Here is a 26,625-nt window from a genome sequence, read left to right on the forward strand (position 1 = left end):
CAATAGCCCCTATGATCCGCATGCCGGGCGACAGCTTTCGAGGGCCGCTCCCTCCTCTGACAGACGAACAGCGGAGGCTCGAAGAAAACCTGCGCGCCTCCGTGCAGCAGCTCGCCGGCACCATCGGAGAGCGCAATCTGTTCCATTACAAGCAACTCGTTGCGTCGGCAGAGTATATCCACGCGACGCTCGCTGGTTTCGGCTACGAGGTCGGTCGGCAGAGGTACCAGGTATCCGGCCAAGCCTGTGACAATCTGGAGGCGGAAGTACGAGGGACGGACAAGCCCGAGGAGATTCTTCTCATCGGCGCCCACTACGATTCAGTCCAGGGCAGTCCCGGCGCCAACGACAACGCCAGCGGCGTGGCCGCCCTGCTCGCCCTGGCACGGGCCTTCGCCAGGACCAGACCCTCGCGCACCGTCCGATTCGTCGCCTTTACCAATGAAGAGCCGCCGTTCTTTCAGAGCCGCCACATGGGAAGCCGGGTTTACGCGCAACAGAGCCGTGCGCAGGGCGAGAAGATCCTGCTGATGCTGAGCCTGGAGACGATCGGCTATTACTCCGATGAGCCGGGAAGCCAGCGCTATCCGTTCCCCTTGAGTTTCTTCTATCCTTCCACCGCTAATTTCATCGCGTTTGTCAGCAACATGGAATGCGCCCCCTGGGTACGGCGGCTCCTCACGGCCTTTCGCCGGCACGCACAATTTCCGTCTGAAGGGGGAGCGGTATGGGAATGGATTCCCGGCGTAGCCTGGTCCGACCACTGGTCGTTCTGGAAGGAAGGCTATCCGGCCGTGATGGTGACAGACACGGCGCCAAATCGCTATCCCCACTACCATACAGCCGCCGACACGCCGGACAAGGTGGACTACGCCCGGATGGCCCGCCTGGTCTTCGGCCTCCAACGCGTCATAACGGAGCTGGCGAACGCCCCCTCCCGCACGATGGAGTCAGACCGCTAGAGCACCGGCACATCGGCGCCAGGCCGAATCCACTCTTACATATGAACCGCGTGAACCGCGCCACCCCTTCCTATGTATCAGGGGGTATCGAGGGCGAGGGCGGAGCCAAGGCCAGAACGGCATCACGAACCATCTGCGTGGCCGCTTCATAGACGGGAGATCCCTCCTGTTGCCAGCGTTGGATCAGTTCCGGCGTGACCAGGACAGGAGGGCCGACAACCAGCGACACCGGACTAAACCGGGGAAGCGTTCGCCCGACCGGCCAGGCCTGATAAGTCCCTTCGATCCAGGCGGGAACCACCGGGACGCCCAGTTCGCAGGCGAGGATCCCGATCCCCGGTTGGAACGGCAGCGGGTTCCCGTCGATGGACCGTTGGCCTTCAGGGAAAATTCCGAGCACTCCACCACGGCGTTCAACCAGCGCGGCAGCTTGCAACGCCGTCACAAACGACGCCTCTGCTCCGATAAGAATGACACGACCCAGTCTGCTGATCCATCGACTGACCCTGCTGCGGAAATAGGGTTCCCACCCGATGAAGTGCACCCGGCCGGAGACCTCATCCGGCACCGCAACCAGGAGTAGAAACGGGTCAAGATAGCTGGCGTGATTGACCGCCAACAGGAACGGCCCGGTGACGGGAAATTGCTCAATGCCGGTCACCCGTAACCGGAACGCCACACGAAACAACAGTCGCACCAGCCGCCGCGCGAAAGAGAGCATCAGCCGGAACAGCGGGGCGGGAGGTCTCAGAAGCCTCTCCCGTATGTCCGGCGGGGGATCGGCCTTGAGCAGATCTCGCCAGGATTTCCCTCCGGCGTCCATAACGGCGCCGCCGGGGGATTGCCCGCTCACCTGCTCGATCAGGTCCCGCACCGTCATCACATTCCGGATGAGAGACTCCGGCAGATGGCCATACCATTGCTCAAGCGCACTCAGTAGTTCCAGACGCCGCAACGAATCAAAGCCCAGATCCAGATCCAGATGATCCTCCGGCGACAGAACCCGCCCTTTTTCAAGGAAAGGTCTCAGGGCCTTCGAGACATGAACTCCCGCTTCCGTCTCCAGCAACCGCCGGTCAGCCTCGGAGAGCGAGCCCGGCTGAGCCATCCCCCTCCCCATGCTCTCGACCAGAGCCGCCACCTGATAGCGCTTGATCTTCCCCAACCTGGTTCTAGGCAAGGGGCTCGACAGGATCGACAGCCCGCTGATCCGCTTGTAAACAGGCAAAGACCACCCGATCCTGGCCAGTTCGGACTTCACCTCCTGGCGCACATCGAGGATCTTCTCCGCTTTCACATAGTTCAGATCGGGTACGACGACCGCGTAGAGTCCCTCGCCTTCTCCGGGTCGAACGGCTCCGACGAGACAGATTTCAGCGATCAACGGGCTGGCCTCATAGAGAGTTTCCAACTCCTCCGGAACGATCTTCTTGCCCCCTGCCGTCACAATGAGTTCCTTCGCGCGACCCGTGAGGTGGAGATACCCCTCGCCATCCAGATAGCCGAGGTCCCCGGAACGGAACCACCCGTCGATGAACGAAGCGGCCGTGGCCTCGGGATTGCCGTCATACCCGAGCATCACATTGGGACCCCGAACCGTCACTTCTCCGATCCCCTGCTCGTCCGGATTTGCAATGCGGACCTCGACTCCCGGGATCGGCAACCCCACGGAACCGAACTTAGGCTTCCTGCCTGGATTGAAGGTGATGACCGGCGCCGTCTCCGTCAGACCGTAGCCTTCGAGCAGAGTAAATCCGAATCGGTGGAACTCTTCGGCGGCCTCCGGATCGAGCCTCGCCCCTCCGCAGGTCATGATCCTCAGCGAGGGCCCGAACCGACGATGCACGGGGGCAAAGAACGTACGCCCGGGATTGATCCGCAGGTGGTGCCGCAGCCATCCGGAACAAGGCAGTAACAGCCTGACGAAGGCCCGGGTCAGCGCCGGGCGACGGCTGATCTCTTCCCCGAGGGCGCGACGGATCATGGCATAGACCTGCGGGACTGCCACAAAGAACGTGATGCGGGCCTCGCGCAGGCACTCCAGCAACTCCGGCCCTTTGAGCGTGGGCGCGAAGGTAATCTCGGCCCCGAGCAGCAACGGCACCAGACAGCTCACCATGAAGGGATAGGCGTGATGGAGCGGGAGCAGGGCCACGAAGTGGTCATCGGGGCCGGCCAAGCCGGACATGATCAACCCCCTGGCGTTCGACACCAGGTTCCAGTGGGAGAGGAGCACGCCTTTCGGTTCCCCGGTCGTCCCGGAGGTATAGAGGAGCGCGGCAATATCGTCCGGATGCACCGTCACGGCTTTACCCCCAGTCCCGGCACCCCCCTCCTCCCGGAGCAGTTCCTGCAGGCTACGCAGGGCCCAGGCCTCCGGTTGATCCACCGTCACGATCGTCACATCGGTAAGCGATGCTGTGCCGATCAGTGGCCGCGTCCTGCTGCTCACAAACAGGAACCGGCTGCCGGACCGGGCGAGCAGAGACTGGATCTCCTGGCTGGTGAGTTGGATATCTAACGGGACTGCGGTCCCGCCGGATGACAGGATCCCGAAGTAGGCAATGACCCATTCGGGCCGGTTCTCCAACAAGATCGCGGCCCGTTGACCTGGACAAAAGCCGAGAGAGGACAATGAAGAAGACAGGGTTGTGACCAGACGATCGAGTTCCTCGTAGGTATAGCGTCTGTACTCACCTGCCTCCTTGATCTGCAGCGCAACGCGTCCGCCGGACCGGCGGACCGCTGCCGCAACCGCTTCGGGGATGGACTCGAGGATTCCTGTGAGGGGAACGGGATCGGCCACGCCTTTTACTCCGCTGAACCATCGGACCTGAATCATCCGGGACGGGCCAGCTTAGTCCGACTTCCCTTTCTTCCAGAATATCCAGAAGAGCACCGCAACCACGGCGCCGGCGAGGATCAGTTCGAAGACTTCAGCAGACATAGCGTCATACAAGAAGATCGGAACCATTGTGAGTCGCCTGAATCAAACCAGAGCGGGTGAGGCGCGGTGTTCCGGGCGCCTCGCCCGCTGCAGGCCATACGTAGGACTTTCTCAGAACAACTAATCGATTTTGACCGACACGGCTTTCTTCTTGGCTTCTTCCGTCTTCGGCATCCGGATTTCCAGGACTCCGTCTTTGAATGAGGCCTTGATTTCGCCGCTCTTCACTTCGCACGGCAGGGAGACCGTCCGCAAGAACGAGCCGTAGGAGCGCTCCCGGCGATAGTAGTCGTCCTCTTTGACTTCCTTGTCCTCTTTCTTTTCCCCTTTGATCGTCAGGTTCTCCCCGGTGAGACTCACCTCAATCTCTTCTTTTTTCATGCCCGGCAGTTCGGCTTTGACCACCACGCTGTCTTTCTCCTCATAGACATCGAGCGACGGCATCCGGATTCCCAGGGGCCGAACGGGCAACCACCGATCCCGCCCGAAGAGACTCGGGAATGGACGGCGCCACATGTCCTCCATAAAACGCTCCACCCAATGTTCGAACTCTTCTCCGCGCGACACCACCTCGCTGGGTTTCTTCGTTGCGACAGCTTTGTCTTCCTTTTCCTCAGTAGTGGCTTTCGTCATCGTCTCTCCTCCTTGGTGGGTTATGGTATGTGGCGAGACCTACTGTCTCTTGGCATCCGGCCACACTTTCTTCAGTTCTATCGCTTCGTCCCATCAGTCGGGGCTCGCCCTGCTCGGCAGAGCGATTCGGTCCTCGCTCATTTCCTGTGCAAACCTCTAGGCGGTTCACAACCTTTCATGGGCGGACCTCTAGGCGGTTCACAACCTTGTCGACACCAAACACATACCAGGCATCGAATTCCGCCATGTTCTTTTGCGGTTCAGAGGGGGCATCGCCTTCGAGCGTCACCACTGACTGCCGAGCGGCTACGCGGATACGATCGCCGTTCACGAAGGGGTCTTTCTTCAGAACGATTCGCACCGCTTTGGCCAGTTCTTCGTCCGAATCCGGCAGGTCCGGGACTACGGCCATCCCGTTGATCACATCGCGACTGCCAGGCACCCACCAGGCGAGAACACCGGCCAAGCGCTTCTGCGTAAGCCCGGTCACATGGTCATCGAGTAACACGACTCCCTCGTTCACAGACACCCGAATGGCCCCGCGAGGTTCGTGGGTGACCTCCCGCACTGGTTCAAGCTGCCCCTTGCGAATCACATGGATCGAACAATTCATCAGTGTGGACTCCTGGAGCAACGCATCGCGCACCGCATCCAGGACGGCCCCGTCTCCCATGCGGGTAGCGGGCATGACGTGGAGACGATCCACGATTCCGGTCACGCCGGACACGGCAATCGCTAATTCCATAGACAGCTTCTTGGCGGCGATATGCTCCGCTTCTCCTTCCAGTGTGAGCACACCGTCGCTGAACTCCATCTTGACAGGAAACCTGTGCAGATTAATGCGGGGCTCACGCTCCAATTCGGCACGGACCTCTTTGAGGACTCTCTCTCGCTCTGACATCAGTAGTACCTCTCTATAACCTCAAGAACCGGACTCTCGACCACAGACACAGCAACAGCAATGCCATGCCGCGCGGTATCGCGAACCCGTTGAAGATTCAGGAGATGATGTGATTGAGACTCTGTTGATCGAGCGGAGAGCAAATATACTCTGTAGACTAACTCCCCACTGACCGTGTTCCTCTGCCGCAGAATGCCACGATTGCAATAGGTCTCAGTAGAAGGGGATGTGCTGAGTGGGCCGCCGGAGGATTCTTCATCAGCTCGTCATCCCATTCATTTGGAATTACTAGGGTGTCACCTGCGCCGACGTTTGTCTCTAGCTGCCCGAGTGCGGAGCCACAGAGCAATGGATCTGGCCATGCAACAAGACGCTCGACCCACTTGAAGATGAAGGACGTGACCGCTGCCCCTGAGCCTGGCCCAAGACCATGCATAGCGGACCTGTCTCTCACGAAACAGGTCCGTGCTCACCTACCTTACTTCTGGCGCCCAAATGCCCCAATCACTCACAGCACCTAATCCTTCAATACGCATCCGCATTCATGCCACCGCGCACACACCAGGCGCGTAAGGTGAGGGAAGCCTTAAGACCGGCGGAGACAGCGCCAATTTCAAAGCTCGCGGCAAACGCATCGAGAGGTTCATCCGGACGTGTCGTCGCTGACCAATAGAGCTTGGCCGGTCCACTGACATTACTAAATGGATGCCCCACCGGGAGGGTTGGACCCGGAGAGGCCACGGAGGGATCGATCAAACTCGCCAGTTCTGATATGGACGGCAGGCGCCAGCCCATCCGCCCCCCGACTCTACTAAAGAGGCATTGGTTAATGGATCTATCCCATATTTGTTGGGTCGGATTCGGCGCCTGTTCCCACACGAGGCCTGTTTCCCGGTCCAAGACCGCCTCGTTGTTCCAGTTCGATAAGACAACGAACCGCATGGCCGCGTCCAGCTTCTGGTCCCATGCCGGTTCGGCATAGTACGGCCCGTTCGACGTGACCGCCTGGGCCGGGCTGGCCGTCAGGGCTACCCCAGCGAGTAAGCCCAGAGACAGAACTCCAATGATGAAGCCTCTGCGTCGCCTAATCATCTGCATGCGGCACCTCCTGATCATGAAGGAATGAGAAACCTGACTGATCAACACACTCCCAGCACCCATCGCCTCAGTATGCATCGGCGTTCATGCCCCCGCGCACGCACCAGAAAGGGTGGGCAAGGCCCTTAGCCTCATGGCTCAGGAGGCCATTGGCAAAGTTCACGAACCACGCGTCGGTCGAAAGGTCTGTGGCCGTCGTCGCCGACCAATATAAGGTCGGCTGGATGTTGATAAAGGGATGGCTCGCCGGGAGGGAGGGGAATATGACGGAGGGATCAACCAGGCTCGCCAGTTCAAATATCGAAGGGAGCCGCCAGCCCTTGCGTCCGCCAGTCGTGTGGTTCGCGCAGAGCCCGAGCGCACTGCTCCAAAAAGAATTTGCCATCGAATGCGGCTCGCGTTCCCACACGAGCCCCGTCTCCCGGTCCAAGACCGCTTGGCTATTCCAGTTCGACAAGACGACGAACCGCGTGGCCGCGTCAAGCTTCTGGTCCCAAGCCGGTTCGGCATAGTACGGCCCGTTCGACGTGGCCGCCTGAGCCGGACTGGCTGCCAGGGCCACCACGGCGAGTAAGCCCAGGGACAGAAATCCCCTTATGAATCCTGGCACTCGCACTGTGTTCTGCATACTGGACCTCCTGATCATGAAAGGTTGAGGAACCTGACTGCTCAAATCACTCAGAGCGCCCACCTCCTCAGTACGCATCCGCGTTCATTGGGCCGCGCACACACCAAAGACTTGCGAGGGCGTTGATCTTTTTAAGGTAGGTAATCTGGCCATTTTCGAATGTCACGCCCCACACGCGGGTCGGATCGTCCGCGCGCCTTGTCGCCGACCAATACTGCCTTAGGGAGTGAGACCATCAAAGCTTTGACCGCCACGGACACACCAAACAGCTCCACCGTTGACTTTGATCTCCGCGGAGACATGGCCTTTATTTGAGAACTCCACCACCCATGCGGCATCCTGATTAAATGCGACAGTGGTCGCCGACAAATAGTCGTTCATAGTAATATTTTGGAAGGGGTTACCGACAGGTAGACCATTGATGCCACTTGAGTCTACCAAGCTGGACAGTTGCTCTATCATCGGCAAGTGCCAGCCTTTGCGCCCGCCAACCTCGCGTTGGGCACAAACAGTAAATGCTTCGCTCCAAGATGTAGTGCCACTCGGCGACCGTTCCCACAACAGCCCAGTCTCTCGATCCAACACCGCCTCGCTGTTGAAGTTCGACAAGACAATAAACCGCGTCGCCGCCGGCAGCGTCTGATCCCACGACGGCATGGCATAATAGGGTCCCGGCGCGATCGTTTCGGCCTGCGTGAGGCTGGGCGTCATAGCCACCTCGGCGAGCAAGCCCAGTGATAGGAGTCCGACGACAAATCTTCTGCATCACATTTCTTTCCGCATGAGTCCCCTCCTCATGGTGAGAATATGAATGGCTACCGTTCTGCTTGTTGTTCTGATGTGCCCCCTTGGCCGGATGCCGCCGCTGCCGTCTCTCGTGCGAGTTGTTGCTCCCACAGCTCTTGCGCTCGGGCGCGCACTTGCTCGTTGCTGTCCACCAGTGCTTGGGCGAGGACATCCGTCCACTCAGCGAATCCTCAATATGTTTCCCGGTACATGCCTCCGCGCACACACCACACGTGGAGCGGGCTGGTATAAGCGAAGAAGCCGGGTACACTGCCACTACCGGAGAAGTACACACCCCACACGTCGACACTACCTAAAAACTGTTGGAATGTACCCGACCAGTAGGCAACATCTAGCTGGACGTTGGTAAATGGATGGCCGGTGGGCAAGGCCGGATCATGGTTGGCGGGGTCTACTAGGCTTGCCAGTTCGTGCACCGACGGGACCCGCCAGCCTTTCCGTCCCCCGGTTGTGTGGCTCGTACACTCCGCCCGCGCGTTTCTCAAGGGAAACAAGCTGGAGATGGGTGTCTTCTCCCAGACCAGGCCGGTTTCCCGATCCAAGACCGCTTCGCCGTTAAAGTTTGAGAGAATGATAAACCGCCTGGGCTCCGGCAGCGTCTGATCCCACGAGGGTATGGCGTAATAGGGCCCCGGCTTGGTGGTCTGGGCTGGGGCTGGGCCGGCCGCCAGGGCTGCCACAAGGAACAAGCCTAGTAATAGGAGTGAGAGGATACATCCTCTTCGGAGCATGCTCTTTTGCATGATGGGACCTCCTCTGGTCATGTGGGGCGTCCCAAGGGATGAGACCCGAAGGACGGCATGGGTGGTGTATGTTCAGCTCATCGGTCTCGTTAGTTGCCCACCGCTGATGACGGTGATCTAGCCGCTAGAAGCTGTTGCCCGTCAGGCCATTCGCAATCAGCTACCAGCGCGTCATTGTGGGCCTCGCCACTCGCATGGTGTGGCCCTAAACCTCAAAACTGGCCCGCATTGATCTCCCCGCGCACACACCAATGCTGGGCTTCTTCAAGTAGAGCCACCGAGCTCACTGTGCCATTCCTGAAGTCCACGACCCACCCATCGGTATGAACAAACACATCCTTTGTCGCCGACCAGTAGGGAGCCAGCTTGACGTTGATAAACGGATGGCCCGTGGGAAGGGCCGGATCATGGTTGGCGGGGTCTAGCAGGCTCGCCAGTTCGTGCACCGACGGTAGCCGCCAGCCGTAACGCCCAGCGATCGGGCCCCCCGTGCACGATTCATCTCCCGCCACTCCTGAATAAGAGCTGTCCCTGGGAGACCTCTCCCAGACCAGGCCGGTTTCCTGATCCAAGACCGCCTCGCTATTGAAGTTTGAGAGAATGATAAACCGCCTGGCAGCAGGCAGCGTCTGATCCCACGACGGCGTGGCATAATAGGGTCCTGGCCTGGTAGTTTGGGCCTGGGCCGAGCCAGCCGCCAGGGCCGCCACAAAGAACAAGCCCAGTGACAGGAGTCCAACGATGAATCCTCTGCATCGCATCTCTTTCCGCATGAGTTACCTCCTCATGGTGAGAATGTGAATGGCTACCGTTCTACTTGTTGGGCTGACGTGTCGTCTGGCCTGGGCAACCCCGCTACCACCTCTCGCGCGAGTTGTTGCTCCCACAGCTCTTGCGCTCGCGCGCGCACTTGCTCGTCGCCGTCCACCAGTGCTTGAGTGAGGACATCGATCGACTCGCCCGGCTGCTGAGCCCACTGCTCGATCGCCTGGAGCCTCACCGTGGCATCCGGGTGTTCACGGGCTTCGGCGTACCAGGACTCACGAGCCTGGCGTGCTGCCTGTTCGGCCTGAGCGCGGTCGTCAGGAGAACGCAAGGAGGTGGGATTATTCGTTGTCTGAGAGTTGGGGGCCCTGGAAGAAACGGTTTGAGCGGGTTGAGCCGGGAAAGAGTTTCCCGGCCTCGGATCCGACCGCTGGGCCTCTCCAGGCGTAGGCATGCCGCTCACGGTCGAGGGCGCCGCGCTTTGTGCCGCACCGGTCGCCTGTCCTCCAGCCGGCCCATCCGACGGGGGACTGCCGCACCCGCTCAGGCAGAGCAGCAGGAGCACAAGGAGGCGGTTCCTCCTGCCGGCCGGGCGTCTGATCGTTAGATGATCGCACATCTGGTTCGGTTCCATCGTTGCACCGCCCAGAACAGCAGTCCTCCGAGGCTCAGCAACACAGCGGTGTTTGGCTCCGGCACGCCGGCCGTCCTGACGGTGACGAGGCCGGTCGTCGTGGTAAACCCGCTGTCACCGAAGTTGAGAAAGGCGTTGTCGAGTTCCAATGCCGAGACTCCCAGGCTCAAGGTAGTGAACTCGACACGGGCCAGCACGCCGCTCCCGGATGGGGGCGTGAGGTCCACGAAGGACCCCGCCACCAGACTGATGAGGCCGGTCGTGTTATCAATGACGCCGGGGACGAAGAGTGTGGCGCCGGCAGACGAGAGGAACGGTCCTTCCGTGACGAAGTTCGCCTGGAGGATGGTGGGATCGTAGCGCAGGTCGAATTGCCACGAGGTGAGGTCAACAGCATCGGTCACAAACACCCCGACAGAAAACGTGTTCCCTACGTCGAAGGCGGCGCTGCCCACCCCCAGCGACAGCGCATGCCCCTGTTGAGGGATGAGCAGCAGAGCCAGTCCGACGATGACACTGCAGACCTTCCACTTCATCACGAATCTCCTTTGCGAGGGATGACGATCTTCCGAATCACCAGGACAGCATGGGCACCTCAACAAGGTGTGGGTACGTGTACACAGACAAACCTCCCCTCCGTTCACGGATGCCAGGTGAAAGGATTACCTCGAACCGGGAATGAGCAGTTACCGGTTCTGCCATCCGGCTTTAAATGCAGCCCTTTCGACGAATCGATTGAGGTGCCATTGAATACGCAATACAGGAGACGAGCAATACGTGGTTTGCCCCATGCGTCAGAAGACGATCCATGCTACGTAGCCGCCCACATGGAAGCTTTTCAGGGAACGCTCGAACCTATTTCGCAATCGCTTGAGCAACATCGTGATGAATGCGAGTTAAACACGGTCCCGACAGTTGGCTGGGTAATACTCACAGCGGACAAGTACACACTGCTTCCATTGTAACCAGGCAAGAAGTCCTCGCCGTTGAGAGCGGCGGAATGAACGGCCATCTAGGTTCTTGAATATCCAGGGAACCAGGACGACACAATCATGTCCACTCCATCGTGCCTAGGGTCTCCATCGAGCCCATCACTGTCGTAGGCACGGTCGCTCACGAGCAATTTCTTTGCCGGGCATCACTCTGAAAGCCGGGCAGCGCCCTTGTCCTTTATCGGCGCAGGTCATGAGAGATACACGACTCGATGAGGGAAAGCTCCGCTTCGCCTGCAGCGGGTATTCTCAGCGAGGCACACACGTATTGTGCCGATTAGTGGCACTTTCTAAATATGATGGTATCCCTTCAACTGCCGAGGAGCTTCGCCCCCCAGGCGGAGATTACATCGGAGCAGGCGCAACAGAGCAGGCGATCACGTTCACCATCCGCGCGAGGCTCCCACTGACATTCCTCAGTGAGCCTGCTTTAACAACACAGGCCGCCGCCTGGCGCCCCAGCGTCCTGGTTGCGATTCGAAGACACCGGCGCAGGGCTTGAGACAGAATCGACAGCACCCGTCTGCCGTCACATTCCACTCATTCAGCTCATACCAATCCCGCCCGATCAGATGTTCACGGCAATGATGGCAATAGGTGCTGCCCCCCTCTTCGTCCTGCACATTGCCGGTATAGGCGTACCGGATGCCGTTCTTCATGGCAATCCTGCGCGCCTTCGTCAACGTGCTCGCCGGAGTGGATGGGACGTTGAGCAGCTTATAGTCCGGATGAAAGCCGCTGAAATGGATCGGCACGTCCGGGCCAAGATGCTCCACCACCCACTGGGTGAGCCGTTCGAGCTCGGCCTCGGAGTCGTTTTCACCCGGGATGACCAGAGTCGTGATTTCCAGCCACACCTTCGTGTGATGTTTGATGTAGACCAGCGTGTCCAGGACCGGTTGCAGGCTCCCGCCACAGACCTGTTTGTAGAAGCGCTCGGTAAATCCCTTCAGATCCACATTCGCCGCATCCATGTGGCGATAAAACTCTTCCCTGGGCTCATCGCAGACATATCCAGCCGTGACGGCCACGGATTTGATGCCATGCTGGCGGCAGGCCTGCGCCACATCAATGGCATACTCATGAAAGATGACCGGATCATTGTAGGTGTAGGCCACTGACCGGCACCCCAAATCCACAGCGGCGCGCGAAATCGTCTCCGGCGAGGCTTCATCCGCCAGCGTATCCATCTCCCGCGACTTGCTCATATCCCAGTTCTGACAGAACTTGCAGGAGAGGTTGCACCCTGCGGTACCGAAGGAAAGCACCGAGGTGCCGGGAAGAAAATGATTCAGCGGTTTCTTTTCGATCGGATCGACGCAAAACCCGCTCGATCGCCCATAGGTCGTGAGCACAATCTGACCCTGCTGCCGCACCCGTACAAAGCAGAACCCCCGTTGCCCTTCATGAAGCGCGCAATAGCGCGGACAGAGATCGCACTGGATGCGTCCGTCTTTCAGTTGATGCCAATATTTCGTCGGCACGCTCGCCGACGGTTGTGCTGAGATCATGACAGGCTCCCTTGAGATCACGGCGGTGTGCGAGCATTATACCAATCACATCCTATCCCGCGTGAACGCTTCTTTCCCTGAATGGTCGAGCCATGTTGACGATTGACGGTTCCCGCTATTCCGGCAGTGGTTCGATCGTCAGGCAGGCGGTCGCCTTCTCCGCCCTGACCGGCCGGGCCATTTACGTCATCAATGCCCGCGCGAAGCGGGAGAAGCCGGGGTTGCGTCCCCAGCACCTCCGCGTCGTAGAAGCTATCGCCGAACTCGTCAACGGTCGGACGGAGGGGCTCACGCAAGGGTCGCAGGAATTCACGTTCCAACCCGGCCCACTCAAAACCGGACGCCACTACCATTGGGACATCGGCTCGGCCGGCTCGACGACCATGCTGGGCCTCGGCATCCTCCCGGTGCTGGCTTTTGCGAGGGCACCGGTCTGTGTCGAATTGCGCGGCGGCCTCTTCCAGGATTTTGCTCCGTCCGTCTTTCATCTCCAGCATGTGCTGCTCCCGATGCTTGGAAGCATGGGCCTCTCTGCGGGAGTCGAGATCGTGCGCCCCGGCTACGTGCCCCGCGGCGACGGCATACTCCGCCTCACAGTCTCACCGCTCAGCAAGCCATTTAAGCCCCTCATCAGGGAGGAAGCAGGCCCGGTGAGACGCTTGTGGGGGATCGCGCTCTCCTCGCATCTGGAGGAACGCCACGTGAGCCGGCGGATGGCGGAGGCCGCACAAGAGCGGCTCGAAGAATCCGGCTATGCGGCTGAGATCGAGATCCGTCATGATACCCTGTCGCCTCAACGGGGCGCCGCACTGGCGATTTTTGCCGATCGAGAAGGGGCCGTGCGACTCGGAGCGGACCGGGCCGGTGCGTTGCGACGCAGCGCGGAGTCCATCGGCAAACACGCCGCCGGACAATTGCTTGACGATCTCGCGACCGGAGCGACTGTGGACCGGTTCGCCGCGGACCAGATCATTCCCTTCGCGGCCCTGGCAGAAGGCGAAAGCCGTCTCGTCATACCGGGCATGACCGATCACATCCTGACCAGCGCCTGGCTGGCGGAGCTGTTCCTTGGCGCTCAGGTCACCATCGACGGCCAGCGGCTCACGATTCACGGGGTCGCCTTCCGGCCAAATCGTGATCGCACAGGGAGTTAGGAGGGCGCTCCTCTCTATGAACATGCCCCAGCCCGATCCGCCGGTCATTCGATTCATGGCCGACGCCATGCTTGGTCGCCTGGCCCGCTGGCTGCGCATCCTCGGCTACGACACAGCCTACGAGAAGGTGATCACGGACGAGGCATTGATCGAGCAAACCGTGCGGGAAAACCGGTGGCTGCTCACGCGCGATCGGCGCCTGGCGCTGCGCAAACTCGTCCGCAGTCGTCACACGCTCATCGTCAGCGATGATGTCGAAGGCCAACTGCACCAACTGCACCGGGAACTCAAGATTGACCTTGACCTGACTCACCAACGAGCGTATCGCTGTGCATGCTGCAATGTTGTCCTTACCTCCATTCGACATGCCGACGCCGCCCCGATCGTCCCTCCTTTCGTCGCACAGCAGTATGAAGAGTTTCTCCAGTGTCCCCGCTGTCGCCGGGTCTTTTGGCCCGGCACCCACTGGCAGAATCTCGACCGCCGTCTCACCGCCATCAGGGAGCGCTCCTTGGACCAGCAGCCATGAATAACGACAAGACACCGCCGGGCATCCCGATCGTATTGCCGCTCCTGCTCTTCCTGGTCTTGCTGGCGATGCTCCCGTTTGTGTTCGGTCAACTGTTTGCAGTGGCCTTGATCAAACTCAACCTCGCTCCGACGACCGCCCTGCTCCTGGTGATCGGGATCTTCCTCGGCAGCCCGATCAACATCCCGGTGAAGCGGATTCCCCGAACGGAATCGATGCTGGCAGACCCGCTGGCCGTGTTCGGCTTATCCGGTTGGTGGCCCTCGACCATGCGCGTACGCCGGGAGACGATCATCGCCGTCAATGTCGGAGGCTGCGTGATTCCGGTTGCGCTGGCTTGCTATGAAGTATTCCACCTGATGGCAGCCGGCTGGCAATCGCTCTCCGGATTGCTCCTGGCAATCTTCTTCAACACCGTGCTGTGCTACCGGATGGCCAAGCCGATTGAAGGGATCGGCATTGCCATGCCCGGTCTCCTTCCTCCGCTGATAGCTGCCATGAGCGCCTTGCTCTTGGTGCCGGACCAGGCCCCTCCGGTCGCCTTCGTCGCCGGCGTCCTCGGCCCGCTCATCGGCGCGGATCTGCTCCACCTTCGCGACGTGTCAAAAATCTCGACCGGCATCGCCAGCATCGGCGGAGCGGGTACGTTCGACGGAATCGTCCTCTCCGGAATCGTCGCCGCGTATCTGGCGTGATTCGGAGTTTTTCCTCCTGCACACAGTGAAGGCTCTGCCTCCTCGTCCGAAGCGGATTGCCCCATCGACCTTCAACCGATTGTGTAAGAATGCGACAGTGACAAGCCGACGTGGTGGTCGCTCGATGGTACATTTTTCAACATAACAGGCCTCTTTCCTGCCTCTTCGATAGTCAACAGCAAGGCATGATCATTGCTCATACACCGGCTGAAGAAGAATGAGTACGGGCCCATCCTCATGATGAGGTTGAAAGCCTTCACCTGATCGTGACCTGGTCTCAACAATCCCATTTCATGGACTTAATCTTCAGGGAATGGGCAACACACAGCCGAACGCTTACAGGAGGATGACCACGCCATGAACGTAGAACCTTCACGCCAGACAAAAAAGACCAAGCCGCAGGCACCCGCAAGCAAGCCGGCCAAGACAGCAGCCACGAGCAAGCCTGCGCGGGCGGCGACATCCACCGCCGTCCACAGGCCTCAACGGGTGTCGCCATGCGAGGACCTGCAAGCGCTTATTGCAAAGCGGGCCTATGAGCTCTACTGCGAGCGGGGCTACCGACAGGGGTGTTCGCTCGATGATTGGCTGGAAGCGGAGCGGGACATACTCAGCCAGATCCCGCCGGTCTGAGGAATGGGTCTCTCGTTCCGCTCTTTCCGGCGAGCGTCTACGTGATCGTTTTCCCGTGCCGTCTGCTCTCGCGATGAAACGAGCTCAGCCAGCGACACAACTCCGGTTCCTGGAGGATCTCTCATGTCATACGTAGGCGTGAATATCGGCGCTCTCACAGTCAAGGTGGCGTCTCTCAGGGGCGAAAGCCGGAGCGCCATCTTACTGGCCCATCAAGGCCGGCCGCTGGAAATCCTCCACGAGGTGCTCGCCCGTCCGGAGTTCGCCGATGCGGAATATTTCGGCGTGTCCGGCCAGCTCGGACATGTATCAGAAGTTGCTGCGGTTCAACGGGCGCTCCGAGAGGTGGAGGGCAAGTTTGATGCGGTAGCCTCGCTCGGCGGGGAATCCTTCCTGGTGTACCTCCTCATAGACGGAAGAATCACCAATGTGGTGTCCCACAATAAATGCGCGGCGGGCAGCGGCGAATTTTTCGTGCAGCAGATCGGGCGAATGGGCCTGGGCATGGAGGAAGCGATCCAGCGGTCCTTCAGCGGCAAAGTCGTGCCGCTGGCGTCACGCTGCTCCGTGCATTGCAAATCCGACATCACCCACAAACTAAACCGCAACGAAGCCACGCCCGAAGATATTCTCCACACACTGCACGACAGCATGTCCAACAAAGTGATTGCGTTGCTGGAGAAAGGCTCGCGCGATCTGAAACGAGTCCTCTTGATCGGCGGCGTGACGCGCAATGACGCGATGCTGGCGGCATTGCGCGCCAAACTCCCGGCCACGGAATTTGTGGTGCTGCCGGAAAGTCCCTGGTTTGAAGCCTGGGGCACCGCCCTGCTCGTCAAGGACTCACCCAGCGAAACCTCTCCCAAAATTGCCGCGCAGCCGGGCCTGGGCCGCCTGCCCCCGCTCCATCTCTATGGCGACCGGGTGCAAGTGATCGCCGCCCCGCCCCTACAGGCTCCTCCTGCCGGACCGCTGGTCCTGGGAGTGGATGCAGGATCCACGACGACCAAAGCCATTTTGCTCGACCCCGCAACGCAGGCCGTGGTGGCCTCCTATTACGGACGCACCAAAGGGAATCCCGTGGCAGCCACCCGTGAGTGCCTCCAGGCGCTCATCGAGCAGGTCGGCAATCGCCCGATCGGGTTGATCGGCACCACCGGATCGGCCCGTGAGCTCGCCGGCGCCTACCTTGGCACCGAGCATGTGTACAACGAGATCTCGGCCCATGCGGCGGGCGCGACCCACTTCGATCCGGACGTGGACACGATTTTCGAGATCGGCGGGCAGGACTCCAAGTATATCTATCTGCGCAACGGCGTGCCCATCGACTATGCGATGAATAACGCCTGTTCGGCCGGCACGGGCTCCTTCCTGGAAGAGAGCGCCCACAGCGACCTCGGCATCACCGTCTCGGACATCGCCGACCAGGCGCTGGCCGCGTCATCCCCGGTGCACTTCAAGGCGACCTGCGCCGCCTTCATCAATTCCGATATCCGGCTCGCCCAGCAACAGGGCCATCCCCGCGACAACATCATCGCGGGACTGGTCTATGCCATTGCGAGCAACTATCTGAATCGCGTCAAAGGACCGCGCTACGTGGGAAAGAAAGTGTTTCTGCAAGGCGGCGTCGCGCTGAACCGCGCCGTCGGCTACGCCTTCGCCCACAGCGTCGGCCGCCAGGTCGTGATCCCGCCCAGCCCGGAATTGCTCGGCGCGCTGGGGGTCGGACTCCTTGCCCTGAAGCGGTCTGATGCGGTGCTCGGCCACACGGTCGAACTCCTCGCTCTCGGCGCACCGGAGATGCAACGTGTCGGCCGCTTCACCTGTGGCGCCTGCAAGATGTACTGCAGCATCGACCGGTTCGAGGTCGCCGGACGCCGGTTTCCCTTCGGGGGCCGCTGCAGCCTCTACGAGAACGTCTGGAAGCGAAAGGCCCGGACCGCCGCGGCGCGCGACCTGGTTGAGAAACGAGCCGAGGTGCTTTTCCAGATCACCCCGCCCAGGCCCGCCGCCACGCCAAAGCATGAGCGGGTGGAACGCCAGCACTGGGGCGTGGGACCAGCCTATGAAAGCGCGAAGGCGTTTGTGCGGGAGTCCCTGGGCCGTTCCAACGGCACAACGGTGGCAAGCGGCACGCGCATCGGCATTCCCAGAGCCCTGACGACGCACTCGCTGTTTCCGCTCTACTCGACGTTCTTTTCCCGGCTCGGCATGGAGGTCGTGCTGTCCGATGTGGATCCCCGTGGCGACCTCACGTCCTATTCGGGATTCTGCTTCCCCGCGCAGATTGCGCACGGGGCCGTCCTGGATCTGGTCAAGAAAGACGTGGGCCTGATCTTCATCCCGCACGTGGTGCGCATGCCCCATCCGAACCAGTGCAAAGACTCGTACCTCTGTCCGATCACGCAGGCCGGGCCCTATTTCCTGGCGAAAGCGTTTCCCGATCGCCGCTTGCTCTCCCCGGTGCTGGAATTCATCAACGGCTACGAAAGCTGCACCGCCCTGGTCGATATGGCCGTCGCGGAACTGGGTATCGGGCGCGAGGTGGCCGTCAGCGCGTGGGACGCCGCCGTGCAGGCTCAGACGGATGCCGAGCGGACCCTCCGCGAGCTCGGCAAACAGGCGCTTGAGGAGGCCCTCGCGGGGGGCAAGCCGGCCATCCTGCTCGCCGGCCACAGCTATAACGCCTTCACTCCGGAGGCCTCGCAATCCGTGGGCAAGAAACTCTCCAGCATGGGAGTGGCCGTCATCCCGGCCGACTGTTTGATGCAGGGTGGTGAGGGGCCGACATCCTGGCACTTTGCCAACATGATCTTGAACGCGGTCGGCATCGCGAAGCAGCATGCCAACTTGTTCCTGCTGAGCGTCAGCAATTTCAGCTGCACGATCGACGCATTCACCCACTCCATGCTCGCCGCTGAGTTGGGATCGAAACCCTATCTCGTCCTCGAGATCGACGCACATACCGCCGATGCCGGCGTCCAAACCAGACTGGAAGCGTTTCTGGACATCATCCACAATTATCGGGACGTGCAAACCGTGGCCGCGCGCCCCTTTGCCCCCTGCCGGGTCGTTGCCGGGGGCCGGGTCCTCCGCTCGAACGGCGAGTCGGTGCCGCTCACCGACCCGCGGGTCAAGGTGTACTTTCCGAACTTCTCCCCCTACCACACCAGGGCCTTTGCCATGGGAGCCGGGTGGCTCGGGCTCCACCCCGGCCAGGTCATCCCGCTGGACCGAACCCAGCTCGACAAGGGGCTCCAACATACCTCGGGTCGCGAATGCCTCCCCTTGCCGATCTGCATCGGTCAACTGCTCCAGATCCATGAACATCGCCAGGCCGGTGAAATCGCAGGGTTCTACATGCTCCAGGGCGGGGCGCCCTGCGTCAGCGACGCCTACATGGGGTATTTTGAACGGTTCCTCGCCGAACAACGGCTGACTGATTTGTTCCTCTTCAATCCCCAGCCGGATAACGACTTCCTCGGCTTCGATAAAGAGGTGCTGGCGAAACATATGTCGCCGGCGATCATCCTCGCGGACATTCTGGTGGAGATGGATCATGTGCTCCGCGTCGTCGGAGAAGCGGGCGCGCTCGAGCAACTGCGGAACGAATGGGAGCGGTTCGCTCAGGAAGCCCGCTCGCTCGACGAGTTCCAAACCACGCTGCCTGCATTCGTGGAGCGCCTGGCGCACCTGCCGCGCAACAAAGACCCGCGCACCTGCCCGCGCGTCATCGTGGCCGGCGACTTCTTCACCCGCTTCAGTTCCTTTTTCATGGATGGCGTACGCGACCTCTATGCCGAACGGGGTATCATCCTCAAGCCGGTGGATCTGAGCGAGCTGTTTCTCTATATCGCCTATCACCCGATGGTGGAAACGGCCGGTACCTGGGGCATGAAACCGGGCGGCATGGCCCTGGCCAAGGCCTGCACGAGGATGTTCCAGCCGGAGGGGAAAGAGTACATTCAGCAGTGGATGAGCTACCAGACCTTGAAGCATGAAGAGGAACAGTACCGCGCGCTCTTTCGCGAGACCGGGCTGCTGGTGGCCGGTCCCAATGCGGTCTCAACGATTTTCGAAAAGGGCGCCGAACATGTCTCGCCGGCCATTTATGGGGAACTCCTCCCGACGGTCGGCAGGGGGATGGAAGCGGCACGCGAGGGATACGACGGCATGCTCGTCATCGGGCCGTTCAACTGTCTCCCCTACCGGATTTCAGAAGCCATTCTCAAACCGCTCAGCATCGAGCAAGGGATGCCCATACTCACCTACGAGAGCGACGGCTATGCCGTGTCCCCCTCCGTGCTCAGGCAGGTGGACGTGCACATCCAACAGGTGCTCGACCATGCAGCCAGAAACCATGTAACACCAGCATGAGACGCAACTGGCTCAATTTCACGGAAGGAATCCTCTCATGATCACGTCCATCGCATTCACCGTCTATCCGGTCTCGAACATGGAACGGGCGAGAGCTTTCTACGAGCATGTGCTCGGCCTGCATGTGAGCTACCACTATCAGGATGTCTGGGTGGAATATGACCTTGGCGGCGCGACCTTCGCCATTACAACGACGGAGACGGGTCATACGCCGGGGGCCAAAGGCGCCATCGTGGCGTTTGAAGTCTCGGACTTCGAAGCCTTTGCGCACAAGATGAAGGAACGGGCTGTATCCTTCGTCACGGAACCGTTCGACACACCGGTCTGCCGCATGGCGGTGATCGAGGACCAGGACGGCAACCACATCACCATCCACAAGCGGAAATCATGAGGAGGCGAGCGGCGTAAGACTGATTGCTCCCTTCCCTCTTGCTGACACCCCCGGCATGGACCGCACCCAATCTCCGCCCGCCGTTTTCTCCGGCGCCCGTCAGGCGGCCTGACGAGCCAGGTGAAGGATCAAGCCCAGATAATCCTGTACGTGCCTGGTGATGAGGAAGCGGTGCCGGGCATACTCTTTGGCCTGCCGGCCCATAACGGCAAGTCTGTCAGGCTCGTTGAGAAGGCGCCTGATATAAAAGGCCGCGCCTTCCGGTGAATAGACCGTGTAGCCGGTCTGGCCGGGAATGATCTGAATCATAATCCCACCGGTCGCCCCGCCGATCACGGGCTTGCCCTTCCAGAGCGCTTCCGCCACCGTCAGACCGAACCCTTCCCGAATCGATTTCTGTAACACGATCGTCGCCGCGCGCTGAAGGGCATTGATCTCGATGTGTGCGGTCGGCGGGAGGAGGAGGATGTGCACGTCAGGATCAGTCCCGACCGCCTCCTGGACCTCCGCGAGCACTTGAGCTCCCTCCGGATCATCCGTCGCGGTGCCGCCGGCCAGCACCAGCCGGCAATCATGACTCTTTTTGACCATGCGGTAGGCTTGCACGACGCCCACGGGATCCTTAAACCGGTCGAATCGTGAGACCTGGAGCAGAATCGGCTTGTCTCGGGGCACCCCCAAGCGATCAAGGATCTGATGGATTTCCTCCCTTGTCAGCTCGCGGTTCTTGTCGCTCAGCGGATCGATGGAGGGATAGACCAGAAACTGAGGAATCGGCAGTCGCTGGGAAAACTTGGGCAAAGAAACGACCGCCGCGTCGTACCGGACCACGTACGGGCGCAGGAACTGCCACACCGTCCGCTGCGGGGTGGAGATGTCGATATGACAGCGCCAGATCCACTTGGCACCCCGGGGGCGCGCATCGATCAACGCCGCCGGCTGCGGATCGTGAATCATGGCGACATCCGCCTCGAGGTTTATCCGTTTGGCGTTCTCCCGATTGCACTCTAGGTATGCATCGTACATGTCAGCAGTGAGATGCTGTTTCATCCCCTGCAAGGCATTATGGAAGCTCTTGGTCGTCCGGTAGAACGGCTCGGAGCCGGTCATCACCTCCCAGCGTGCGTGGACCCCGATTTCCTCGAGCAGAGGGATTAAACGATGGAGGATCTCGGCGACGCCGCCGCCATACCGCGTCGAATTCACGTGCAGCATGCGCTTTCCTTCGACCAAACGGCCGAGACGCTTCAAGAATTCGACCGTTCCCGGCGGGGCGACCTCGCGGTACTGGTCCAGCAGACTTCCCACGGCGTTTCCTCCGAATACGGCGTCGATCAGGACGCCAGGGTTCGATCACAGAGACGAACGATATGCTCCCGAATGCCTTCGAGATTGAGTCCGAGCCGGCCGACCTTTGCCACCTGAGCCGCCAGATCCGGCATGTCGAGCCCCTCGTCCGCGGCCAGCCAACAGGCAAAATCTCCCGTCAGCCGCCCCTTTCTCATGCGCGCTTCGCACACATGGTTATAAATCGCTCCCACTTCAACTTGCGCCAGGGCGTTCCGAAAATCGCGCAGGGTCCGGGCTTCCAAGTCAAGGTCCGACTCGATGATGTGTGACCGTACAAACTCGAAGGGTTCATTCGCGGCTGAACGCGGCACGAAACCCAATTGGCTCAAATGATCCCCGATGATCGAGACGATTTCGCCGCGAAGCTGTTCGATGTCTTCAAATTCAAACGGGTCCAGAACGCCCAGACGCTCACCGAGCTTTCGATCCTGAGCAAAGAGCGTGACCCACGTCGCAAAGTCGTTCGGGAACAGCCGCTGGGCATAGGGATGCCGGAGGTAATAACTGTGAGTGTGGTAGTAGATGCTGTCCCCTGGTACCTCTTCGATGAGTTCCAGCAAACGTTGCTCGTCCATCGCCTCCTTCCCCAACACCTCACGGAGTTCCATGCAACTGACGAAACGGAAAGGGGAGGAGGCTCGTTTGTCTCGATCTTTCATGTCAAGCGCTCCAGCAGAGCGACAGGATATTCCTTCAACACTTCCGCCACCGGCAGCATCTGCCGTTCCCCGACGGTCCGGGACTCCCACGTCTCGCCCGTGAAGAGATTGCGGTACGGAGAACCCGGCCGCCAGGAGGGGACCACCACCAGGGTGTCCCCCCATGTGGTCGAACCGACCGGGGGCCTGCTCGAGTCCTCCGTCAGCGAGGCCACAAGCCGCGGCACGACGGTGACGGTGGCCTGCTCCTCACGCAAGCGGGCGAAGGCGCAGAGATGTTCCTGCCTGCTTCCCTGCCCGTCGAGAGGGATGTACTCTCCGCTTTGAAAGAGGGGGCGGTGCGCCCGCCGATAGTGCAGGGCCATCATGGTGGTGTACAGCTTGATTCTTCCGTCCGCGGGTCGATCAAGGAGGGCACGGACCAGAGGCAGAAGGTCCAGCCCGGCATCCGCGAGCGCGCGCCGGAGATCGGCCAGCATGGACGCCCTCCTCTCATAGTCGACCGGGCGACGGTTATCCGGATCCACGACGCTGAAATCCCACAGTTCAGAGCCCTGATAGAAATCCGGGATGCCGGGAGCCGTCGCCTTCAGCAGGACCTGAGAGAGCGAATTCCATAAGCCGGCACGGGCGACCCGCTCTTGAAACGGGAGAAAGTCGTCAAGAAAGGGATTGGGTCTGGCGCGATCGAGGATCGCCTCGACGAATTGTCGCACCCCTCCCTCATAGGTCTGATCCTGATTGACCCAACTGGTATGGAACTTCGCTTCCTTCAACGCCTTGCTCATGTACCCCTGGATCCGGTTTCGGAACGCGTCATATTGCGCATCGTCGAGCGGCGACAGAGGCCAGATCCCGATGAGCGTCTGATACAGCAGATACTCTTCGTTCCGATCGGGGACGAGTTGCCCCTCCACATCGACTTTCTGCTTCTGGTTCAGTTTCGCCCAGCGAGTCACATGCGCCTTCCACTCCCGTGGAATTTCCGACAGGACATCGATCCGCGCCCGCGCATCCTCGCTCCGTTTGGTGTCGTGCGTGGACGTCGCCGAGAGAGAGCACGGCCAAGAGGCCTGGCGCTTCCGCATGCGGGCATGAAAGGCCGCAAGCGGCACGCCGAATTGCTGGGGATCCCCCCCGACCTCGTTCAACGACGTCAGCCGGTAATAGCGGTAGAAGGTCGTGTCCTCGATCCCCTTGGCGATGACGGGACTCGTCATCTGCTGGAACTTCATTACGAACTGAAGCTGATCACGACGATCCTGCTGAGTCCGTTCATCCCATTCCTTCAGCAGCAAGGACCGGACGAAGTCGAAAACCAGCCCGCTCAACGCGGGGTTCCTGCGCTTGGCCCTGGCCACGGCGAGACGGATGTAGGCGCGGTCGCGCTCCAGCAGAGGCTCGGGATCTTCCGTGACATAGGTCCGGTACACCGGGAAGCAGGCGATGATCTCGCGAATGGCGTTCGTGAGGCTGTTCAGCGTGAAGTCGCGCGACCGGCGGTCGCGCTCGGAGAGCAGATTCAACTGGTGCCCGAGGACGTTGATTTCGCTGGCCATCGAGGCCTGCATGATCAATTTCTTCGACTCATAGACCAGGTCGTCAACGGAGATGCGCCGGCCGATGAAGCGGGCGTAGAAATCATCCATCGCCCGCTCGTTGGCCGTTTGCACAAAGAGGCCGTTGACCAGGTTCAGGAAGTCATAACCCGTCGTGCCGGAGACGGGCCAGGTCCTGGGCAGCGGTTCATGCTTTCCGAGGATCTTCTCGACCACGAGGAACAGGGGCCGCCCCAACTCCCGTTGCGCCCAGACCTGCCACTGACGGAGATAGCGACCGGGGTCGGTCAGTCCGTCCACGTGATCGATGCGCAACCCGGTGACACAGCCTTCCTTCACGAGCCGGAACACGAGTGTGTGGGAGGCCTGCATCACCGCATCGTCTTCCATGCGAATCGCGGCCAGCTCGTTGATGTCGAAGAACCGCCGGTAATTGATTTCCTCCGCCGCCACCCCCCAGTAGGCCAGCCGGTACACCTGGTCGTTCAGCAAGGCATCCAGCAGGTCGAAACTCCGCGGCTCTCCCTTGGTTCCGTTGAAAACCCGGATATTGTTCTCGAGAAAGCCGGCGATGACCGGGCTGTCCAGGACCAGCCTCGCGAGCCGCTGCCGGACGATTTCTTTTTCCCGGTTCCGCTCCTCAACCCGCGGGGGCTCGATCTCCGTGCGGGAAGGAAGATTTCTCAGGGCCGTAATGATGCTTTGCAGTTCCTGCACCGACGGGGACGGAGTCCCGGCCCGATCGATGAGTTCGTCGATTCGGTAACCAAGCACCATGGCCGACGATTTCGGCGCGACCGGAAGGCGGTGGTCATAGTACCGGATCACGAACCGGCCGTCCTCATAGGCCAGAGCGATCTCCTGCTTCTCCAGCACGGTGCCGTAGAGATCGCCGAGGATCGGCAGGAGGACCTTGTTCTCCAGTTCCCGTTTGAGCGGATGCCAGTCGATATCGAACAGGTTGGCGAAGCGGGAACCGGGGCCGTTCTCCAGGACGTCCAGCCACCATGCGTTGGCCGATTGCCCGATGCCCATGTGGTTCGGCACCACATCGAGAATGTGCCCCATGTCATGCGCTTGGAGCGTCCGGACGAACTCGTGGTACTCTTCGTCGGTTCCCAACTCCGGGTTCAGGACGGTGGGATCGATGATGTCGTAGCCGTGCATGCTGCCCGGCACCGCCCGGAGATAGGGAGAGGCGTAACAGTCCGTCACGCCCAACGCGTGCAGGTAGGGAACGATCCCGGCAGCATCGGCAAACGTGAACTGCCGGTTGAATTGCACCCGATAGGTTGCGCTGGGGCAGGGCGGCATACTGTCCGGTCGAGTCACATGACGCTCCCGTCTGGCTGCGAGCGCATGGGGCGTTCGCCGATCGATGGCCCTCGCGGGAGCACCACGAGTCCGCTCCTGGTGACCTGGAACCGCTTCCTGTCGGCGGCCTGGTCCCACCCGAGTTCCGTCCCGTCCGGAATCACGTTGAATCGATCGGCAATGACGCGCTTGAGCTTCGCCTTGGAGCCGATCCGGACGCCGTCGAGGATCACGCATTCCTCGATATGGGCCCCGGCCTCGATGTACACGTTCCGTCCGATCACGGACCGCCGGATGTCGGCTTCAATCACCTGGCTCCCCTGCCCCACCATCGCGTCGTCGATGCGGGAGCGGACCATGCTGGCGGTCGGACCGTCGAAGGTATCGGTCAGAATCGGCCAGGACGGATTCCTCAAATCGAAAACCGGCGCCTCTCCGAGAAGATCCAAATGGGACTGCCAGTACGAATCCAAAGTCCCCACGTCCCGCCAATACCCACGTTCTTCATAGTGTTTCAAACCGGGGACCCGGTTGTCGAGAAAGTTGTATGCCTGGACACGATGCGTTGCGAGCAGGCGAGGAATGATCTCGCGGCCGAAATCATGGGAACCGGGCCGCGAAGCATCCTGCTCCAGCGAGCGCAACAGCACGTCGGTCTTGAACAGGTAATTGCCCATGGAGGAGAAGGCCTGCCCGGGATCGTCAGGCATGGGTTTAGGCTGCTTGGGCTTTTCATCGAATCCGACGATCCGCCCTTCCCGATCGACATCGATAATGCCGAACCCCTTCGCCGCATGCAGAGGCACGGGCCTGGCCGCCACGGTCACATCAGCCGCGTGCTCCAGATGAAACTGGATCATCTGCCCGATATCCATGCGGTAAATGTGGTCGGCCCCGAAGACCGCCACCAGATCTGGAGCAAAATCCTGAATCAAATTGAGGTTGTGATACACCGCGTCCGCCGTCCCCTCGTACCAGCCCCCGCGCGCCTTCATCTGGGGCGGAACGACCGTAATGAAATTCTCTTTGATCCGCCCGCCGATCCGCCAGGCCCGACGAAGATGCTCGATCAACGATTGCGACCGATATTGCACCAGCACGTACATGGCCATGATGCCGGAATTGAGAAAATTGCTCAGCACGAAATCAACGATGCGGTACTTGCCTCCGAACGGGACGGCCGGCTTGCTGCGCAGCTCGGTCAACGGCATCAGGCGCTCTCCTTTTCCCCCGGCCATGATGATGGCGAGAATCCGCTGTCTGGATTTTGGTTCAATCATCGCTCAGCCCCTTCTCCTCGATGAGTCATGACCATATCCTGTCCGAGGCACATGCGTCGAGGC

General features: G+C 60.6%; 22 protein-coding genes. 7 read left to right on the forward strand and 15 right to left on the reverse strand.

Annotated features, from left to right (window positions below):
* Positions 1–20: 20 nt before the first annotated feature.
* Positions 21–962: a M28 family peptidase gene (locus tag ACO9S2_RS01045; RefSeq protein WP_423719901.1), complete on the forward strand. Its 942-nt coding sequence runs from the start codon at positions 21–23 to the stop codon at positions 960–962.
* Between the two features lie 70 nt (positions 963–1,032).
* Here the strand turns inward: ACO9S2_RS01045 and ACO9S2_RS01050 are convergent, their stop codons facing one another.
* From ACO9S2_RS01050 to amrS, 11 genes are all read right to left on the reverse strand, one after another.
* Positions 1,033–3,768 carry an AMP-binding protein gene (locus ACO9S2_RS01050; RefSeq protein ID WP_423719902.1) on the reverse strand — a complete coding sequence of 912 codons (2,736 nt, stop codon included), beginning with the start codon at positions 3,766–3,768 and terminating at the stop codon, positions 1,033–1,035.
* Between the two features lie 261 nt (positions 3,769–4,029).
* A complete protein-coding gene (locus ACO9S2_RS01055) occupies positions 4,030–4,542 on the reverse strand; it encodes an Hsp20/alpha crystallin family protein (protein ID WP_423719903.1) in 513 nt (170 codons plus the stop codon).
* Positions 4,543–4,717: 175 nt separating this feature from the next.
* The gene (locus ACO9S2_RS01060) at positions 4,718–5,443 is read right to left on the reverse strand and encodes a BON domain-containing protein (protein ID WP_423719904.1); all 726 of its coding nucleotides are present in this window, start codon (positions 5,441–5,443) and stop codon (positions 4,718–4,720) included.
* A 525-nt stretch (positions 5,444–5,968) separates the two neighbouring features.
* Positions 5,969–6,541 carry a DUF1566 domain-containing protein gene (locus ACO9S2_RS01065; RefSeq protein ID WP_423719905.1) on the reverse strand — a complete coding sequence of 191 codons (573 nt, stop codon included), beginning with the start codon at positions 6,539–6,541 and terminating at the stop codon, positions 5,969–5,971.
* A gap of 67 nt (positions 6,542–6,608) precedes the next feature.
* A complete protein-coding gene (locus ACO9S2_RS01070) occupies positions 6,609–7,169 on the reverse strand; it encodes a DUF1566 domain-containing protein (protein WP_423719906.1) in 561 nt (186 codons plus the stop codon).
* A 219-nt stretch (positions 7,170–7,388) separates the two neighbouring features.
* On the reverse strand, positions 7,389–7,880 hold the full coding sequence (locus ACO9S2_RS01075; protein WP_423719907.1) for a DUF1566 domain-containing protein: 492 nt from the start codon (positions 7,878–7,880) through the stop codon (positions 7,389–7,391).
* Positions 7,881–8,146: 266 nt separating this feature from the next.
* Positions 8,147–8,719 (reverse strand): DUF1566 domain-containing protein, encoded by a 573-nt coding sequence (locus ACO9S2_RS01080; protein ID WP_423719908.1) that lies wholly within the window; start codon positions 8,717–8,719, stop codon positions 8,147–8,149.
* Positions 8,720–8,931: 212 nt separating this feature from the next.
* A complete protein-coding gene (locus ACO9S2_RS01085) occupies positions 8,932–9,492 on the reverse strand; it encodes a DUF1566 domain-containing protein (RefSeq protein ID WP_423719909.1) in 561 nt (186 codons plus the stop codon).
* Between the two features lie 32 nt (positions 9,493–9,524).
* Positions 9,525–9,815 (reverse strand): hypothetical protein, encoded by a 291-nt coding sequence (locus ACO9S2_RS01090; RefSeq protein ID WP_423719910.1) that lies wholly within the window; start codon positions 9,813–9,815, stop codon positions 9,525–9,527.
* A 272-nt stretch (positions 9,816–10,087) separates the two neighbouring features.
* Positions 10,088–10,654 carry a cohesin domain-containing protein gene (locus tag ACO9S2_RS01095; RefSeq protein WP_423719911.1) on the reverse strand — a complete coding sequence of 189 codons (567 nt, stop codon included), beginning with the start codon at positions 10,652–10,654 and terminating at the stop codon, positions 10,088–10,090.
* A gap of 872 nt (positions 10,655–11,526) precedes the next feature.
* Positions 11,527–12,621 carry an AmmeMemoRadiSam system radical SAM enzyme gene (amrS, locus tag ACO9S2_RS01100; RefSeq protein ID WP_423719912.1) on the reverse strand — a complete coding sequence of 365 codons (1,095 nt, stop codon included), beginning with the start codon at positions 12,619–12,621 and terminating at the stop codon, positions 11,527–11,529.
* A gap of 92 nt (positions 12,622–12,713) precedes the next feature.
* Here amrS and rtcA point away from each other — a divergent pair, with 92 nt between their 5' ends.
* The 6 genes from rtcA to ACO9S2_RS01130 all read left to right on the forward strand — a co-directional run bounded on the left by rtcA (position 12,714) and on the right by ACO9S2_RS01130 (position 20,400).
* Positions 12,714–13,775: an RNA 3'-terminal phosphate cyclase gene (gene rtcA, locus ACO9S2_RS01105; protein ID WP_423719913.1), complete on the forward strand. Its 1,062-nt coding sequence runs from the start codon at positions 12,714–12,716 to the stop codon at positions 13,773–13,775.
* A 16-nt stretch (positions 13,776–13,791) separates the two neighbouring features.
* Positions 13,792–14,304, forward strand: coding sequence for a Mut7-C RNAse domain-containing protein (locus tag ACO9S2_RS01110; protein WP_423719914.1), 513 nt, complete (start codon positions 13,792–13,794; stop codon positions 14,302–14,304).
* Positions 14,301–14,999, forward strand: a complete 699-nt coding sequence (locus tag ACO9S2_RS01115) for a DUF1614 domain-containing protein (protein WP_423719915.1) — start codon at positions 14,301–14,303, stop codon at positions 14,997–14,999. Before ACO9S2_RS01110 ends, ACO9S2_RS01115 begins: the two co-directional genes overlap by 4 nt.
* 357 nt (positions 15,000–15,356) lie before the next feature.
* Positions 15,357–15,632 carry a DUF2934 domain-containing protein gene (locus ACO9S2_RS01120; RefSeq protein WP_423719916.1) on the forward strand — a complete coding sequence of 92 codons (276 nt, stop codon included), beginning with the start codon at positions 15,357–15,359 and terminating at the stop codon, positions 15,630–15,632.
* A 123-nt stretch (positions 15,633–15,755) separates the two neighbouring features.
* A complete protein-coding gene (locus ACO9S2_RS01125) occupies positions 15,756–20,009 on the forward strand; it encodes an acyl-CoA dehydratase activase (protein WP_423719917.1) in 4,254 nt (1,417 codons plus the stop codon).
* Between the two features lie 37 nt (positions 20,010–20,046).
* Positions 20,047–20,400 (forward strand): VOC family protein, encoded by a 354-nt coding sequence (locus tag ACO9S2_RS01130; protein WP_423719918.1) that lies wholly within the window; start codon positions 20,047–20,049, stop codon positions 20,398–20,400.
* A gap of 99 nt (positions 20,401–20,499) precedes the next feature.
* On the opposite strand, the gene ACO9S2_RS01135 is transcribed toward ACO9S2_RS01130, so the two are convergent.
* Genes ACO9S2_RS01135 through glgC form a run of 4 tightly spaced genes read right to left on the reverse strand, consistent with a single transcriptional unit; the run spans position 20,500 to position 26,562 of the window.
* A complete protein-coding gene (locus ACO9S2_RS01135) occupies positions 20,500–21,708 on the reverse strand; it encodes a glycosyltransferase (protein WP_423719919.1) in 1,209 nt (402 codons plus the stop codon).
* Between the two features lie 26 nt (positions 21,709–21,734).
* Positions 21,735–22,409 carry a DUF5752 family protein gene (locus ACO9S2_RS01140; RefSeq protein ID WP_423719920.1) on the reverse strand — a complete coding sequence of 225 codons (675 nt, stop codon included), beginning with the start codon at positions 22,407–22,409 and terminating at the stop codon, positions 21,735–21,737.
* Entirely contained in the window at positions 22,406–25,300 is a 2,895-nt protein-coding gene (gene treY / locus ACO9S2_RS01145) for a malto-oligosyltrehalose synthase (protein WP_423719921.1), read from the reverse strand. The genes ACO9S2_RS01140 and treY overlap by 4 nt, the downstream gene beginning before the upstream one ends.
* Positions 25,297–26,562 (reverse strand): glucose-1-phosphate adenylyltransferase, encoded by a 1,266-nt coding sequence (gene glgC, locus ACO9S2_RS01150; protein WP_423719922.1) that lies wholly within the window; start codon positions 26,560–26,562, stop codon positions 25,297–25,299. Before glgC ends, treY begins: the two co-directional genes overlap by 4 nt.
* Between the last annotated feature and the right edge of the window lie 63 nt (positions 26,563–26,625).

Origin of the sequence: Nitrospira sp. NS4 (assembly GCF_049546785.1) — a bacterium.
In the GTDB taxonomy this organism is placed as follows: Bacteria; Nitrospirota; Nitrospiria; order Nitrospirales; family Nitrospiraceae; genus Nitrospira_D.